The organism is Bradyrhizobium sp. PUT101 (assembly GCF_052043945.1).
GTDB lineage: Bacteria > Pseudomonadota > Alphaproteobacteria > Rhizobiales > Xanthobacteraceae > Bradyrhizobium.
Window position 1 is genome coordinate 2,607,622 of the sequence record NZ_CP197207.1, and the last position, 15,290, is coordinate 2,622,911.

At 64.1% G+C, this 15,290-nt stretch carries 16 protein-coding genes; 2 read left to right on the forward strand and 14 right to left on the reverse strand.

Translation table 11 applies throughout. The annotated features are described in order from the left end of the window. Nucleotides 1-92 precede the first annotated feature (92 nt). The 14 genes from ACSHT2_RS12865 to ACSHT2_RS12930 all read right to left on the reverse strand — a co-directional run bounded on the left by ACSHT2_RS12865 (nt 93) and on the right by ACSHT2_RS12930 (nt 12,819). A complete protein-coding gene (locus tag ACSHT2_RS12865; protein WP_440641882.1) occupies nt 93-1,019 on the reverse strand; it encodes a polyphosphate kinase 2 family protein in 927 nt (308 codons plus the stop codon). Further along, the gene (locus ACSHT2_RS12870; protein WP_440641883.1) at nt 979-1,998 is read right to left on the reverse strand and encodes a branched-chain amino acid ABC transporter permease; all 1,020 of its coding nucleotides are present in this window, start codon (nt 1,996-1,998) and stop codon (nt 979-981) included. The genes ACSHT2_RS12865 and ACSHT2_RS12870 overlap by 41 nt, the downstream gene beginning before the upstream one ends. Continuing rightward, complete coding sequence (locus ACSHT2_RS12875; protein WP_440641884.1) at nt 1,995-2,876, reverse strand: branched-chain amino acid ABC transporter permease; 882 nt, start codon at nt 2,874-2,876, stop codon at nt 1,995-1,997. Before ACSHT2_RS12875 ends, ACSHT2_RS12870 begins: the two co-directional genes overlap by 4 nt. A 5-nt stretch (nt 2,877-2,881) precedes the next feature. Beyond that, nucleotides 2,882-3,586, reverse strand: a complete 705-nt coding sequence (locus ACSHT2_RS12880) for an ABC transporter ATP-binding protein (protein WP_440641885.1) — start codon at nt 3,584-3,586, stop codon at nt 2,882-2,884. Between the two features lie 3 nt (nt 3,587-3,589). Then, nucleotides 3,590-4,357 carry an ABC transporter ATP-binding protein gene (locus ACSHT2_RS12885; protein ID WP_440641886.1) on the reverse strand — a complete coding sequence of 256 codons (768 nt, stop codon included), beginning with the start codon at nt 4,355-4,357 and terminating at the stop codon, nt 3,590-3,592. Between the two features lie 15 nt (nt 4,358-4,372). Next, nucleotides 4,373-5,683 carry an ABC transporter substrate-binding protein gene (locus ACSHT2_RS12890; protein ID WP_440641887.1) on the reverse strand — a complete coding sequence of 437 codons (1,311 nt, stop codon included), beginning with the start codon at nt 5,681-5,683 and terminating at the stop codon, nt 4,373-4,375. A gap of 94 nt (nt 5,684-5,777) precedes the next feature. Then, the gene (locus tag ACSHT2_RS12895; RefSeq protein ID WP_440641888.1) at nt 5,778-6,482 is read right to left on the reverse strand and encodes an NUDIX hydrolase; all 705 of its coding nucleotides are present in this window, start codon (nt 6,480-6,482) and stop codon (nt 5,778-5,780) included. Between the two features lie 30 nt (nt 6,483-6,512). Then, nucleotides 6,513-7,538 carry an ABC transporter substrate-binding protein gene (locus ACSHT2_RS12900; protein ID WP_440641889.1) on the reverse strand — a complete coding sequence of 342 codons (1,026 nt, stop codon included), beginning with the start codon at nt 7,536-7,538 and terminating at the stop codon, nt 6,513-6,515. Nucleotides 7,539-7,769: 231 nt separating this feature from the next. Further along, nucleotides 7,770-8,543 (reverse strand): anti-sigma factor family protein, encoded by a 774-nt coding sequence (locus tag ACSHT2_RS12905; protein WP_440641890.1) that lies wholly within the window; start codon nt 8,541-8,543, stop codon nt 7,770-7,772. Continuing rightward, nucleotides 8,540-9,058, reverse strand: a complete 519-nt coding sequence (locus tag ACSHT2_RS12910; protein WP_440641891.1) for a sigma-70 family RNA polymerase sigma factor — start codon at nt 9,056-9,058, stop codon at nt 8,540-8,542. The genes ACSHT2_RS12905 and ACSHT2_RS12910 overlap by 4 nt, the downstream gene beginning before the upstream one ends. A gap of 39 nt (nt 9,059-9,097) precedes the next feature. Next, entirely contained in the window at nt 9,098-10,567 is a 1,470-nt protein-coding gene (locus tag ACSHT2_RS12915) for a YncE family protein (RefSeq protein WP_440641892.1), read from the reverse strand. Nucleotides 10,568-10,578: 11 nt separating this feature from the next. Further along, nucleotides 10,579-11,115, reverse strand: coding sequence for a DUF305 domain-containing protein (locus tag ACSHT2_RS12920; protein ID WP_440641893.1), 537 nt, complete (start codon nt 11,113-11,115; stop codon nt 10,579-10,581). A 100-nt stretch (nt 11,116-11,215) separates the two neighbouring features. Continuing rightward, nucleotides 11,216-12,001, reverse strand: a complete 786-nt coding sequence (locus ACSHT2_RS12925) for an ABC transporter permease (RefSeq protein ID WP_440641894.1) — start codon at nt 11,999-12,001, stop codon at nt 11,216-11,218. Then, a complete protein-coding gene (locus ACSHT2_RS12930) occupies nt 12,001-12,819 on the reverse strand; it encodes an ABC transporter ATP-binding protein (RefSeq protein WP_319328411.1) in 819 nt (272 codons plus the stop codon). Before ACSHT2_RS12930 ends, ACSHT2_RS12925 begins: the two co-directional genes overlap by 1 nt. A 132-nt stretch (nt 12,820-12,951) precedes the next feature. On the opposite strand from ACSHT2_RS12930, the gene ACSHT2_RS12935 reads away from it, so the two are divergent. Together ACSHT2_RS12935 and ACSHT2_RS12940 are read left to right on the forward strand one after the other, a co-directional pair. Next, a complete protein-coding gene (locus ACSHT2_RS12935) occupies nt 12,952-13,734 on the forward strand; it encodes an ATP-binding cassette domain-containing protein (RefSeq protein WP_440641895.1) in 783 nt (260 codons plus the stop codon). After that, the gene (locus ACSHT2_RS12940) at nt 13,731-15,290 is read left to right on the forward strand and encodes an ABC transporter permease/substrate-binding protein (RefSeq protein ID WP_440641896.1); all 1,560 of its coding nucleotides are present in this window, start codon (nt 13,731-13,733) and stop codon (nt 15,288-15,290) included. Before ACSHT2_RS12935 ends, ACSHT2_RS12940 begins: the two co-directional genes overlap by 4 nt.

Genomic DNA, 15,290 nt, shown 5'->3' on the forward strand with positions numbered 1-15,290 from the left:
GTCATTGATTTGACTGTCGTCGGCTACTGTGCATGGGGTTGTTTTCGTGCTTTTGTTACTGATCGCGACGCGCGGGTCCGCCACATGATGGATCATCGCCGCTTCTTGCCCCCATTCTCCTCCTTCACCAGCGCCTGGCGCACCTGCTCGAACTCTTCCAGCGAGCCCTTGTCGGCGCGCGGGAAGCGCAAGTCGAGCTCTTCGAGCGCCGCGTTGATCACCGAGCCGATCACGACGCGGGCGAACCATTTGTGGTCGGCGGGCACGACGTACCAGGGCGCGTGGGGCGTAGCCGTGTGGCGGACGATGTCCTGATAGACTGCCTGGTAGCGCGGCCACAGCGCGCGCTCCTTGATGTCATCCATCGAGAACTTCCACTGCTTGGCCGGATCCTCCAGCCGCTCGAGAAAGCGCTTGCGTTGCTCCTCCCTGGAGACGTTGAGGAAGAATTTCAGCACAACGGTGCCGTTGCGGCAGAGATAGCGCTCGAAGGCCGAGATGTCCTCGAACCGCTCCCTCCAGATGTGCTTGGTCACGAGCCTCGGCGGCAGCTTCTCCTTGGCGAGAATCTCCGGGTGCACGCGCGTCACCAGGCATTCCTCGTAGTGGGAGCGGTTGAAGATGCCGATACGCCCCCGCTCGGGCAGCGCGATCACATGGCGCCAGAGGAAGTCATGATCGAGCTCCTTGCTGCTCGGTGCCTTGAAGGCATGAACCTCGCAGCCCTGCGGATTGATGCCCTCGAAGATCGCCTTGATCGCAGAATCCTTGCCGCCGGCGTCCATCGCCTGGAACACGATCAGGAGCGACCAGCGGTCCTGCGCGTAAAGCTTCTCCTGGAACTCGATCATCCGCTTCTTGTTGGAGTCGAGGATCGCCAGCGCCTTCTCCTTGTCGAGATCGCCCCTCTCGTCGGTCTTGTGGTCCTTGAGGTGAAACTTGCCCGAACCATCGTGGCGGAATGGCGTGATGTAGCGGTCAAGTTCCTGGGCGAGCGATTTGGACGGCTTCTTGCTCATGAGCGCGGGGCACCTTGCGTTGCGGCTTCAATCGGTCGAGCAAGCTACCAAGGATGCCCTTGGGAAGGAATATGATGAAAAGGACGAGCAGCACGCCGTAGACGAGGTTGTCCCAGCCGACCGCCCTGGTGCCGAAGCCGATGCGCAAGGTCTCGGCCAGCAGAATGGTGATGACGGCGCCGACGGTCGGGCCGAGCGAGACGAACAGGCCGCCGACGATGGCAGCGAACACCATCTGGAGCGACACCGCGATGCCGCTGACCGTGTCAGGCGTGATGAACATCTGGTACTGGCAGTAGATCGCGCCGGCAAGCGCCGTCATCAGCGCGCTGAGCAGCGTGATCTTCAGCTTCTCCGCAGTGACATCGACGCCGGCCGCGGCAGCGGCGTCCTCGTCCTCCGAGATCGCCTCCAGCGCATAGCGGGCCATGCTGCGATCGACCCAGTGCCAGACCACGATGCCGAAAAGCCAGATCCCGAGCGCGATCAGGTACCAGGTCGTCTTGTCGTCGAATTGCAGCGCCAGCAGCTTGTTGCCCGAGGTCCGGTTCGGCGTGTAGCCCAGCGAGCCGCCGGTGTAGTCGCGCGTCGCGGTGATGACCTGGAGCACGATGCCGGAGAGTGCCAGCGTCACCAGCACGAAATAGTGGCCGGTGATGCGGAAGCGGAAGCAGGGATAGCCGACGATCAGCGCCAGCGCGCCGGCCGCCACCATGCTGATGGGAATGCCGATCCATGGCGACAGGCCGAGATGATTCCAGAGCAGCGCGGTGACGTAGGCGCCGATCCCCATGAAGCCGCCATGGCCGAGCGAGACGAGGCCGAACCGGCCCATCATCGACCAGGAGGTGTAGGCGAACGACCAGATCAGGATCAGCACCAGAATGTGCAGATGATAGGGATCGCGATAAACGAAGGGCAGCGCGACCAGCGCCGCCAGCCCCAGCCCCCATGCTGCAAGCCGTCCCTGCCCCATCATCGCCGCCTCGCAAGCAGGCCCGCGGGCCGGATGAACATCATGACGATGAAAAAGGCAAAGGCGAGCACATAGCCCCATTCGAGATCGGAGAACAGGCCGCCGAGCGAGATGATCTCGGCGAAGACGAAGGCGGCGATGAAGCCGCCGATGAAATTGCCGAGCCCCCCGAGCACGCAGATCAGGAAGGTGATCGGCCCGAAGGACAGGCCGACGAAGGGATGTACGTCATATTGCAGCACCAGGAGGCAGGCGGCGAGGCCGGCCAACGCGCCGCCCAGCGCCGAGGTGATCAGATAGATCCGCCTGGTATCGACGCCCATCAAGGCCATGATCTGCCGGTCCTGCGAGATGGCGCGGATCGCAGTGCCGGTGAAGGTGCGCGTCATGAACAGATAGACAGCGACCATGCCGACCAGCGCGGCCAGGAACGATAGCAGCCGTGCGTAGCTGAAATTCATCTCGCCGAAGGCCAGCACCGGCAGGCGGATGCCGAGATTGCGGAAATCGATGCCGAAGGCGACGGTGGCAAAGCTTTGCAGCACGAAAAGCACGCCGCCGGTCGCGAGCAGCTGGTTGATCGGCGGCGCGGTCAGCAGCGGCGCGATCACGAGGTAGTGCAGCGCCGCGCCGAGCACCGCGACCAGCAGGATGGTGAGCGGCGCAGCGATGAAATAGCTGGCGCCGTAATACTGCACCGTGAAGTACATGGCGTACATGCCGATCATCACGAGCTCGGCATAGCAGATCCATGTGACGTCGATGACGCCGAAGATCAGGTTGAGGCCGAGCGCGAGCAGCGCCAGCACGCCGCCGAGCAGGATGCCGTTGATCACGGCCTCCAGCAGGTAGATGTCGAAAATGTCCAGGAATGCCTGCATGCCCGTCACACCCCGAGATACGCTTCCTTGACCGTGTCGCTCGCCAGCATCTCGGCCGAGGTGCCGGACGCCCTGATCGTGCCCGCCTCGATCAGATAGGCGCGGTCGACCACCTTCAGCACCTGCTGCACGTTCTGCTCAACGATCAGCACGGTCAGGCCGCTGGCGCGAATCCGTTTCACCAGCTCGAATACCTGCTGCACCACGACCGGCGCGAGCCCCGCCGAAGGCTCGTCGAGCAGCAGCAGCTTCGGATTGGACATCAGCGCGCGACCGATCGCGCACATCTGCTGCTCGCCGCCGGACATGGTGCCCGCCATCTGGTGGCGGCGCTCCTTCAGGCGCGGAAACAGCTCGAACACGACGTCGAGTCGATCGGCATAGTGCCCGCGCGCCTCCTTCATAAAGGCGCCCATCTTGAGATTGTCATCGACTGTGAGCTGCGGAAACAGCCGGCGGTTCTCCGGCACATGCGCAATGCCGAGGCTGACGATCTTGTGCGCCGGCGTGGCCACGACGTCGATACCTTCCATCCTGACTGACCCGCGCGAGGGACGGATCAGGCCGGAGATGACGCGCATCAAGGTGGTCTTGCCGGCGCCGTTCGGGCCGATGACGCCGACCGCTTCGCCAGCCCTCACATCGAGGGCGACGTCGAACAGGGCCTGGAAGGTGCCGTAGCCGGCATTGACGCCGCGAAGCTCCAGCATCGGCTACCCTCCCGCGCGGCGGCGCGCTTCGGCGGCCGCGGCCTGCGTGGTCTCGGCATCTGTGCCGAGATAGACCTCGATCACGCGCGGATCGCCGGCGACGACGCTCGGCAAGCCTTCCGAGATCTTCTCGCCGTGATCGAGCACCATGACCCGATCGACGACGCGCATCAACACACCCATGATGTGCTCGACCCAGATGATGGTGATGCCCAGCTCGTCGCGGATGTTGCGCAGCATGTCCGCGGCCTGATCCATCTCGGCCTCGTCGAGACCGCCGAGGCTCTCGTCGGCCAGCAGCAGCTTCGGCGCGGTAGCGAGCGCTTTCGCAAGTTCGAGCTTCTTCAGCCCCGCCGCGCCGAGACCATCGACACTGGCATGGCGATCTGTCGGCAGGCCGACCATGGCAAGCGAGCGTTCGGCCGCCTCCTCCGCCCTGGCACGACTGTGGCGGCCCTGGCCGTAGAAGCCGGCGAGCGCGACATTCTCGAAAATGGTCAGGCGGCGGAAGGGGCGCGGAATCTGGAAGGTGCGGCCGATGCCGCTGTTGATGATCCGGTGCGGCGCGAGGCCCGCGATCTCGTGGCCGCCGAACAGGATCGAACCCGATGTCGGCGCCAGCGTGCCGGAGAGCATGTTGAAGATCGTGCTCTTGCCCGAACCGTTGGGGCCGATCAGGCCGAGGATTTCGCCCTGGTCGACCTTGAACGACACGTTGTTCACGGCGATGAAGCCGCCAAACCGCTTCACCAGCCCGTTCACTTCCAGCACCGCCGCTCTCCGCCGCTACTGGTTGCTGTAGGTGGTGCCTTTCGGCAGCGGCAGCACCGCCTCGCGCTGCGCCTGGCTCTTGGGCCACACCACGTAGGATTTGTCGTCGACGTACTGGATTACGACGGGGAACGAGCGCTCGTTCTGGCCGGCGATTGGCGAGCCCTCGCCGTGGAATTTGACGCCGAAGCCGAGCATGGTGCCGCCTTCGGGTATGTCGGTGTCGAGTGCGGCCTTGCGCAGGGAGTCGGGATCTATGCCGCCATATTTCTTGATCGCTCGCGGCAGCACGTCGGTCAGGAACAGGTAGGTGTTGGACGCAGCCATGCCGACATGAGCCGAACGGATGGCGACGCCCGGCTTGCGCTTGTCGAACTCCTCGCCAACCGCCTTGATGATCGGCGGCAGCTTCGGATCCATGCTCTTCTGGTTGGCGAGCCAGATCGAGATCGGATCGGTGTTGAAGAAGTAGTTTACATCGGCGCCCAGGCCTTCCTTCAGCTTCTCATAGACCCCGTAGCCGGCGCCATGTCCCACCAGTGCACCGAACTTCAGCCCTTGTTCGCGAGCTTGCCGGAGCAACAGGGTGATGTCGGGATTGTAGCCGGTGTGGAAGATCACATCCGGCTTGGCCCGCTTCAGCTTGGTGACCAGCGCAGACAAATCCGGGGCCGTGGCCGAATAGCCTTCCCTGAGCACGATGTTGAAGCCGGCCTTCTTGGCACCGGCTTCATTGCCTTTGGCAACGTCGACGCCGTAGGCGCCGTCCTCATGGATGATGGCGACCCGCAGGTCCTTCGGATCCTTGCCCAGCTTTTCCTTCGTGTTCTGCGCGATGAAGTCCATCGTCATCATACCGAACTGATCGCCGGAGGCCTGCGGCCGAAACACGTATTTGTAGTTCTTGTTCTCCAGCACCGCTGACGAAATGCAGGTCGTGATCCACATGAACTTCTTCAGCTGCTCGACGCGCGCTGCCACCGGCACGCACTGCGCCGATGAAAAGAAGCCGAGCAGCATGTCGACCTTTTCCTGCTCGATCAAACGGATCGCTTCATTGATGGCGACGTCCGGCTTGCTCTGAGCGTCGGCATAGATCGCCTCGATCTTGTAGCCTTCGACATCCTTCGCGCTGTACTGATCCAGCATGATTCTTGCGCCGGTATATTGCAGCTCCGAGCCGCCGCCGGCGAGCGGGCCGGTCAGATCATAGATCACACCGATCTTGATCTTCTTCTCCTGAGCCTGGGCGGACGCCGCCAGGCCCGTCGCGGCAATCGCGACCAACACCCCACGTACCAAACGGATAGCCATGCGCAGGCGCATCAAAACCTCCCTGGACGATTGTGCATCGCATTCTTGTTGCTTTTGCTTTTTTCCCATCACATGGGCTGAGCGCGGCGATGTCAAGCCTCGCGCATCAGCGCGAGGCGAACTGGCGCTCGACGAAGGCCGTGACAAATCGCGGCATGGACGGCCTGAGATCACCCATGTCGCGCACGAGATGAATGGCCGACAATTCAGGCTCGTCGTCACGTGCGAGATTGGCTTCGATCCGGGCACGGGCCGCATCGCCCGGCATGTCCAGGTTGAGGATCTGAATCATCGCAATCGCACGGCCGGAGACGACGCAGTGCCAGTCCGCCTCCGCCGCGTAGTCGTCCGCGGTCAGCCCGGTCTCTTCCGCGATCTCGCGGACGACGCTGCCGGGAACGTCGAGGGCGCCATCCCTGACGTCGCCGAGGTCGGGCGTGCCCGAAGGGAAATAGATGCGGCCGGCATTGGCCGTGTGCTGCGCCATCTCGCCCATGATGAAGGCGCCGTCGGTCGTGCGTAGCGCACCCATGCCGAAACCGTTGAACACGGCAGGGTCGGGAAAGCCCCAGTCGCGCCAGGCGAGGAAGCTGGCGAAATCGGTCTCGAAATAGGTCGCGGCGAAATGGTTGCCCGTGAACACGGGATCGCGCCCAAGCAAGACGCGGCCATTCCAGATCTTCGGTCGCTCGCGCTGCAGTTCGGCGAAATGCGCTGCGATCTCGGCACGCCGTTCCTCCGCGAACGGCCACGCGATCGGCCGCACCGCAAGATCAAGCGTCGTGACGCGATGAATGAAAGGTGACGTCATAACCGGGCGATTACCACGCCTTCGCGTCGGCTATTTGGCACTCCCCGTGGTCTTCTTGGCCTGCTCGACGAATTTGTTGGTGAAAGTCTTGCTGACGTCGATCTTGGCGTTGGCCACCTCGGGCGAGCCGACGGTGAACACCGCGAGCACGGCGTCGGCGCCCTTCGGATCCATCTTGCCGGTCTCGGAGTACATCGGAATCGTGTTCTTCAGTGCGGCGAGATAGAGGTCCTTGTTCTTGCCGACCGTCTCCTCCGGCATCTTCGCCATGATCTCCTCGGGCGAATGCGAATGGATCCAGGCCAGCGTTGCGAGGATCGCATTGGTGAGCGCCTGCGTCTCCTTCTCATGGCCGTTGATCCAGGCCGCGGTCGAATACAGCGCGCCGCCCGGATATTCGCCGCCGAACGTCTCGAGCGTGTCCTTCTGGGTGCGGGTGTCCGAGAGGATGCGAAGATCCTTGTGGCTGCCCTGAAGCACGGTCACCGAAGGATCAAGCATCACGGCCGCATCGATCTGGCCCTGCTGCATGGCGGCAACCGCAGTGGCGCCGAGGCCGACGCCGATCACGGCGGTGCCGGCGGGATCGAGCCCGTTCTTCTTGAGCATGTATTTGAGGAAGAAGTCGGTTGAAGATCCGGGCGCGCTGACACCGACCTTCTTGCCGGCGAGATCCTTGACCGACTTGATATCATTGGTGCGCGAGGGTGCCACCACCAGCACGAGGCCGGGATAGCGGTCATAGACCACGAAAGCCTGGAGCTCCTGCTTCTTGGCGGCGAGATTGACGCAATGGTCGAAATAGCCGGAGACGACGTCGGCGCTGCCGCCAAGCACGGCCTTCAGCGCGTCCGAACCGCCCTTGAGGTCGACCAGTTCGACATTGAGGCCGGTCTTCTCGTATTCGCCGAGTTGCCTGGCCAGCACCGTGGGCAGGTAGCACAGGCAGGAACCGCCGCCGACCGCGATGGTCACCTTGCTTTGCGCCGCGGCAAGCGAGGTGGTGAGCGTCAGCGCAAGCACCGCGCCGGCGAGCCTGGCAATCGTGTTCTTCATTGGTTTCCTCCGTTCGGCCGGCGGCACCATAGAGCAGCGGGATGGGCTTGAGAAGCACTGCCTGAGTGGGCCTGGCCATAGGCCTTTCGGCGCAATAACTTGCCCATCAATCCGAAGGGCGCGCCGCATGGCCGCACCAAGCCAATCAGCGGTCAGGTCAAGGCGATCGCGATTGAGCCTTCGCGATTGGGGCTCTCGCCGATGCGCGGGCCCGCTTCGCGAATTTCGCCGCTAGATCAGCCGCGCCTGCTTCCGGATCTCGTTCGCGATCGGTTTGAGAGTGTCTGTCGGAAGCTGGCCGACGAGAGTATAGCCAAGGCCGCCATCTATCCAGGCGAAACCCGCGATGTCGCCGGATGACTGCGGCATCATCGGCGCATCCTGATTGCGGCTGCTCATCGGACGGGTCAGCACCACGAGGCGATCGCCGCGATCGTCGTCGTACATGAACATCGCGGCCGGACCGTGCGAAGTGGCGACCAGGCGCCCGCCCATCAGCCGATAGCCCGAGACGGAGAGGTCCGGCACCTTGACCGGCTGTTTCAGCCGGTTGGAGACCCATTGCGTGAGCTCGGTGCTGTCCGACGCCCGTATCTCGACCGGACGTACGCGATCCGGTGCGTAAACCCCATAGGTATAGGCTGCTTCCTGCGCCAACGCGGATAGTCCGTTCGGGGTATCCTGCAATACGCTGCGCATGGTCCATCCGCCGAGGCCTCCGATACCCAGAAGCAACATCGCAGCGATTACCCCCGACGTCCGCGGGAGACGGCGCTTCCGACTCTCGATGATGTGCGACAGGTTCAGTTCCGCCGGCAATGGCTCGTCAGCGATTGACGCGAGTGCGCCACGCAGCTGCTCGCGCTGGTTGGCGAAGCCCGCGACGCGGCTTGCGACACCCGGATGCTCGTCCAGATAGGATGCGATCTCGGCACGACGCTCCGGCTCGAGCGCCTGGTCCACATAGGCGTGGAGATCATCTTCCGTGATCGGCCGCTGGTTCATTTCAAGCTCCGCAATGCGACGACGTTCCTCGGCCCCGCCCCATCCATCTCCTGCTGCAACCGTTCCCGTGCACGCGACAGGCGCGACATCACGGTGCCCACCGGAACGCCGAGGACTTTCGCAGCATCTGCGTATGAGAGATCCTCGACTGCGACCAGCAGCAAGACGGCCCGTTGCTCTTCCGGCAGTCGCGCGAGCTTGCTCAGAACGTCCCGGTAGATCAGTCCTCGTTCCTGCGCTGCCGCACTGACTAGCTCATGCTCTCCCGCATCGTCGATCGGCATATGCCTTCCCCGCGCTGTGGCCTGGCGGAATTGCGTGATCGCCAGATTGTGAAGGATGGTGAAGAGCCAGGCGCGGACGCTGCCATCGCGCCGCTGATGCCAGCGGCTGACGGCGCGCTCCAGGCAGTCCTGGACCAGATCGTCAGCCGCCGCGCGATCGCGCATGAGCGCACGCGCATAGCGGCGGAGCGCGGGGATCAGCGGCTCGACCTGAACCAGCATATCCTTCATGACGCGCTCCGCCTCATCTCGGTTGATGCCCGCCGAACGTCATCGCGCCTCGACTTGGATGGCGTCGCCCGGCTTGGTCGCATCGCCGGACGCAATCACCAGATATCGCCTGGCAGCCGCGGCAGACTGGTCGACGATCTGCCGGATCGGACCCACCGCGTTGACGATGGCCGATCCGGCTGGATTGGTCATGAACGCCGCCAATGGCTGCAGCGGGCCGCTTCCATCGCCATGGTCCGCCAGCGCTAGCACATATTTCTGCCTGGGCTGAAGTCCCGTCACCGAAGCCTGCAGGACCTGTATCAAGCCTTGATCGAACAACGACACGCTGGTCGGCGCCTTGCCGCCCCCTGCGTCGCCCTTCGACACTAGCGCGAGATGAGCAACCTGCCCGGCAACGCCGAGAGCCTGCAGATTTTGGCGGTCATCCGGGTCCGGCGCGGCGTTCGGGACATAGACGATCGCCTGCGGCGCCTGGCCGATCGGGACATTCGCGATTACCATGTTGGTTGCCGTATCGATAGCCGCAACCGCGTCGGCATTCTCCAGTCCGACATAGATGCGAGTGCCGTCGCCGGACGGCCACACGCCATGCGGGAGACTACCGACCGGGATCGTCGCGACCTGCGAGAAGTCGTCGGTGCGGAACACCTTCACTTCGTTCAGGCCACCGACAGTGACATAGGCAAACGTCCCCTTGGCCGTATGCGCGAAGTTGACGTGATTTGTGATCGGACCGGTTTCAATGGTTTTGATCGCATTGAACGGCGGCCTCGCGTTGAACACCTGGGTCCGACCCACGTCCTTCAGCGTGAACCACACCTGGTTTCCATCCGGCGTCGCCGCGATGTTCGGGCAGAATGGGCTCTCCTGCTTCACCCTCGCGATGATCTTGTGCTCCGCAACAGCGACCACGTCAATCTCGGGATTGAAGGACGAGCAGATGTAGCCATACTTGCCGTCGGGTGAGAAAATCTGCATACCGGGCCCGTTCGGGGTCGTGATGCGGGTTTTCTCCTTGAAGCTGGTCGGGTCGATAACGGAGATGTAGTTTTCCCCGCGGACGGTAACCCACACCTCCTTGCCGTCCGGTGTGTAGAACGCTTCGTGTGGCGACCTCCCGACGTAGGTCACGTGCTTGACCGCATTGGTCGCGGTATCGATGAAACTCACGGAGTTCGAACCGATCGAGACCACGGCGAGCGTCCTATGATCCGGCGAGAAGCCCATGCCGTGCACGAGGACCTGGCCCTTGTAGAGCGGGCTGAAATTGGTGGGTTGCGGGTCGCCCAGCCGGATCACGCCAAGCAGCTTGTTGTCGACGGGGTCGGTGACCGAAACCGTATTCGAGAATTGTTCTGCAGCGTAAACGCGGTCGTGGTGGCTGATCGGAATATCGGGGGCGGACAGCGCGCGCGGCGCCTGCCCCGCCCATGCAGCGGGTCCGGTTGCCAGCATCGTGGCGACCAGGAAAGCGCTTCTCACGACCCTGTTTTTCGACGTGTTCATGTATGTAGCTCCTACTTCTTCATTCCGGCGGGCACATCCATCTGCATGCCCGGATGATGATGAACGTTCGCAACCGGAGCGGATGCCGGCTGCGTCGGAGCAGGTGCGGTGTCCGTGGCCGGCTCGCCTATGGCGAGCTTCATGGCCGCGATCTCCTGCATCTGATCGACAATGATTTCCTGGGCGATGCGCCGCAACTGCTCGTTCTTGCCATAGCGCAATTCGAGTACTGCCATGTCGATTGCGCCCTGATGATGCGGAGTCATCATCGCGACGAAGTCGCGATCGACGTCGCCGGTCGACTTGACCGCCATGTCGTTCATCATCTTGGTCATCGCGGTTTCATTCTCTTCCAGGAATGCCTGTTCCTCCGTGCTCAGCGCAGCCGGCGGGTTTGCCGGATGGGACTGATGCGCGAACGCGAGCGGAGGCACCGCGAACGCGACGAGAATGCGCGCCGCAAGGAATGTCGTGCCGAGGCCGAACCTAGGCCATCTGGATCTGTCTGCGAGCGCCGCTACGGCGCGACGAAACTGTGACGAGTGCATCAAGAACTCCCATGCGGGTGGTCGCATGGGAGTTTGACGCGCGGCCGCGCGTTCTATTCCGGCCGGCCAATCACATAAATGTCAGCGAGAACGAGGCGGTTTAACCACGTCCATCCACGGTCGGCCGCCACACCAGGAGACGCCGCTCCACCAGCGTGACGCCGAAGTCGATCAGGATGACGAAGGCCGAGAGCACGAACATGCCTGCGAACACACCGGCAACGTCGAACACGCCTTCGGCCTGCTGGATCAGGTAGCCGAGCCCCGCCGCCGATCCCAGATATTCGCCGACGACAGCGCCGACCACGGCGAAGCCGACCGACGTGTGCAGCGAGGAGAACATCCACGACAGCGCCGACGGCCAATAGACGTGCTGCATCAACTGCCGCTCGCTCATGCCGAGCATGCGGCCGTTGTCGAGCACCGTGCGGCTGACCTCTTTCACGCCCTGATAGACGTTGAAGAACACGATGAAGAACACCAGCGTGACGCCGAGCGCGACCTTGGACCAGATGCCGAGCCCGAGCCACAGCGCGAAGATCGGCGCCAGCACGACGCGTGGCAGTGCGTTGACCATCTTCACGTAGGGGTCGAACACCGCGGCGACCAGCGGCTGGCGCGCGAACCAGAAGCCGACCAGCACACCGCCCAGCGATCCGATCACGAAGGCGAGGATCGATTCCGTCAATGTGATGCCGAGATGCTTCCAGATCACTCCGGAGGAGAACCACTTCACGATCTGGCTGAACACGTCGACCGGATTGGAGAAGAAGAACGGCGGCAACAGGATCTTGCCGAAGACCGGCACGGTGGCGAGCAATTGCCATAGTGCGAGGCAAACGATGGCGACCAGGATCTGCAACGCCAGCAGCGTCACGCGCGACATCAGACCGCCTCCGCCGCTTGCGTGGATTGCGCGTAGCCCTTCATCACCTCGTCCTTGAGCACGCTCCAGATCTCGCGATGTAGCGCATGGAACTCCTTGTCGAGCCGCACCTCGAAGATGTCGCGCGGGCGCGGCAAGCTCACGCGCCAGTCGCCGATGATGCGCGAGGATGGCCCGGCCGACATGATCACGACACGGTCGGCGAGCGCGATCGCCTCTTCCAAATCATGGGTCACGAACAGCACGGCCTTGCGGTCGGCGCTCCAGAGATCGAGCAGCAGGTTGCCCATGACCTGACGGGTCTGCGCATCGAGCGGCCCGAACGGCTCGTCCATCAGCAGGATCTTGGGATCGCGGATCAGCACCTGCGCCAGGGCGACGCGCTTGCGCTGGCCGCCGGAGAGCATGTGCGGATAGCGGCCCGCAAAGGCACCGAGGCCGACGGAGGTCAGCCATTTCTGCGCTTGCGGCAGCGCTTCGGCGCGCGGCGTGCCCTTGATCTCGAGCCCGATCGCGACATTGTCGAGCGCGGTCTTCCAGGGGAACAGCGCGTCGGCCTGGAACAGGTAGCCGGCATCCCGGTTCAGCCCCGTCAACGGCCGGTCGAAAATCCGGACGCTGCCGGCGGCGGGCTTGAGCAGCCCGGCCGCAACGTTGAGCAGCGTCGATTTCCCACAGCCGGTCGGGCCGACGATGGCGACGAACTCGCCCTGGGCGACCGTGAGATGAGCCTTCTCGACTGCCGTATAGACCCGCCCGTCCCCGAGGCGGAACGCGACCTTGGCATCTTCCAGCGCCACCGCCGTGGGCGTCGTCATGTGCTTCCTCCGAATTCAGGCCGATGCCTTAGCCGCTCGCGCGGCCAAGTTCAATCAAGGCGCCAAGCGTGCTACGCATGGGGCCCGTCACCCCGCCCACCCTCAGAGGCAACCGAGCCGAGCGCACGTCTGATGCCGTCCAGTCCCATGATTGGCTATGCACACGCCACAAAGAGCTTCGGCTCCCTCAAGGCTCTGAACGATGTATCGCTCGAGATCGCCGAGGGCGAGTTTGTGGCCATCGTCGGTGGCTCGGGCTCGGGCAAGACGACGCTGCTGCGGCTCGCCAACCGGCTGACCGAGGCCGACGGCGGCACCATCACCGTGGAGGGCGAGGACGTGAGAAATGTCGATCCGGTCGCGCTGCGGCGGCGGATCGGCTACGTCTTTCAGAGCGGCGGGCTGTTCCCGCATTTGAGCGTCGCTGACAATATCGGGATCACACCGAGGCTGCTGGGTGTGTCGGCGGCGGATATCGCGGCGCGTGTCGACGAGCTGCTCGAGCTGGTGCAGCTCGACCGTGCCGCGCATCGCGACCGTCTGCCGGAAGCGCTCTCCGGCGGGCAGCGCCAGCGCGTCGGCGTCGCGCGGGCGCTTGCGGCAAGGCCTCGCATCGTGCTGATGGACGAGCCGTTCGGCGCGCTCGACCCCCTCACCCGCGATGCGCTCGGCGACGACTATCGTTCGCTGCATCGCAAGCTCGGCCTGACCAGCGTGATGATCACCCACGACATGACGGAGGCTATCTTGCTCGCCGACCGCATCGCAGTGATGCGCGGCGGACAGCTGCTCGCGCAGGGCACGCCCAATGAGCTCGCCAAGAGCGGCGACGCCTACGTGCTGGAGCTGCTGCGCACGCCGCGGCGCCAGGCCGAGCGGCTGAACGCGCTGTTGCCGCAGAGCGGTGCGGCATGAGCCTGCTCGCCGATCCACGCTGGGGCGAGGCGCTGGCTCATCTGCCCGATTATCTCGGCAACCATGTGCGGGTGAGCCTTGCCGCACTGGCGCTCGGTCTCGCCGTCAGCCTGCCGCTGGCCATCCTCACGCGCAATCGCCCGGCGCCGCGCGGCATTCTGCTCGCGTTCGCCAGCATCGTTCAGACCGTGCCTGGACTGGCGCTGCTTGCGCTGTTCTATCCGCTGCTGCTTGCGGCGGCCTCGGTCGCGCTGGCCTGGTTCGGCGTTTCCTTCTCCGCGTTCGGCTTCCTGCCGGCGATGCTGGCGCTGGCGCTGTATTCGATGCTGCCGGTGCTGCGCAACGGCATCACCGGGCTCAATGGCATCGATCCCGCGCTGATCGAAGCGGCCAAGGGCGTCGGCATGACCGGGCGCCAATCGCTTCTCATGGTCGAGCTGCCGCTGGCGCTGCCGGTGATGATGGCGGGCATCCGCACCGCCACGGTCTGGGTGATCGGCACCGCGACGCTGTCGACCCCGATCGGGCAGACCAGCCTCGGCAATTACATCTTTGCCGGGCTCCAGACCCAGAACTGGGTGTTCGTGCTGTTCGGCTGCCTGGCCTCTGCCCTGCTCGCGCTCGCTGTCGATCAACTGCTTGGCCTGATCGAGAACGGTCTGCGTCGTCGCAGCCGTCTGCGCGCAGCGCTCGGCTGCGCCGGGATCGCGGCCCTCGTTGCCGCAACGCTGGTGCCGACGATGGGGCGCTCCTCGCAGGGCTACGTCGTCGGCGCCAAGACATTTGCCGAGCAATATGTGCTATCGGCGCTGCTCAGGGACCGTCTCCAGGCCGCCGGCCTGTCCGCGACGGCGCGCTCGGGCCTCGGTTCGAGCGTGATCTTCGGGGCGCTGAAGGCCGGCGACATCGACCTCTACGTCGACTATTCCGGCACGCTTTGGGCCAACCAGCTGCATCGCGGCGATATCAAGCCGCGCACCGAGCTGCTCGCGGAGCTCAAAGCGGCGCTCGCCAAGGACAACATCACCCTGCTCGGCGACCTCGGCTTCGAGAACGCCTATGCGCTGGTGATGCCGAGGAAGCACGCCGAGGCGCTCGGCATCCGCACCATCACCGATCTCGCCGCACACGCATCGACGATGTCGATTGCCGGCGACTACGAATTCTTCTCGCGGCCCGAATGGGCGGCCCTGCAGAAGGCCTACGGCCTTTCGTTCCGCGCCCAACGCCAGATGCAGCCGGATTTCATGTATGCGGCCGCCGCCAGCGGCGAGGTCGACGTGATCGCCGGCTACACCAGTGACGGCCTGATCGCGAAGTACGATCTCGTCGCACTCGACGATATCAGGCACGCCATTCCGCCCTACGACGCCATCCTCCTGCTCGCGCCGAAACGCGCCCGCGACGAGCGGTTGCAGGCGGCGCTGCGGCCGCTGCTCGGCAAGATCGACATCGCCACCATGCGCGAAGCGAATTTGCGCGCCAGCGGCAACGACGCGAATTCGTCGCCGGATGCGGTGGCGAAGTGGCTGTGGGAGAAGATTGGGGGGCAATAA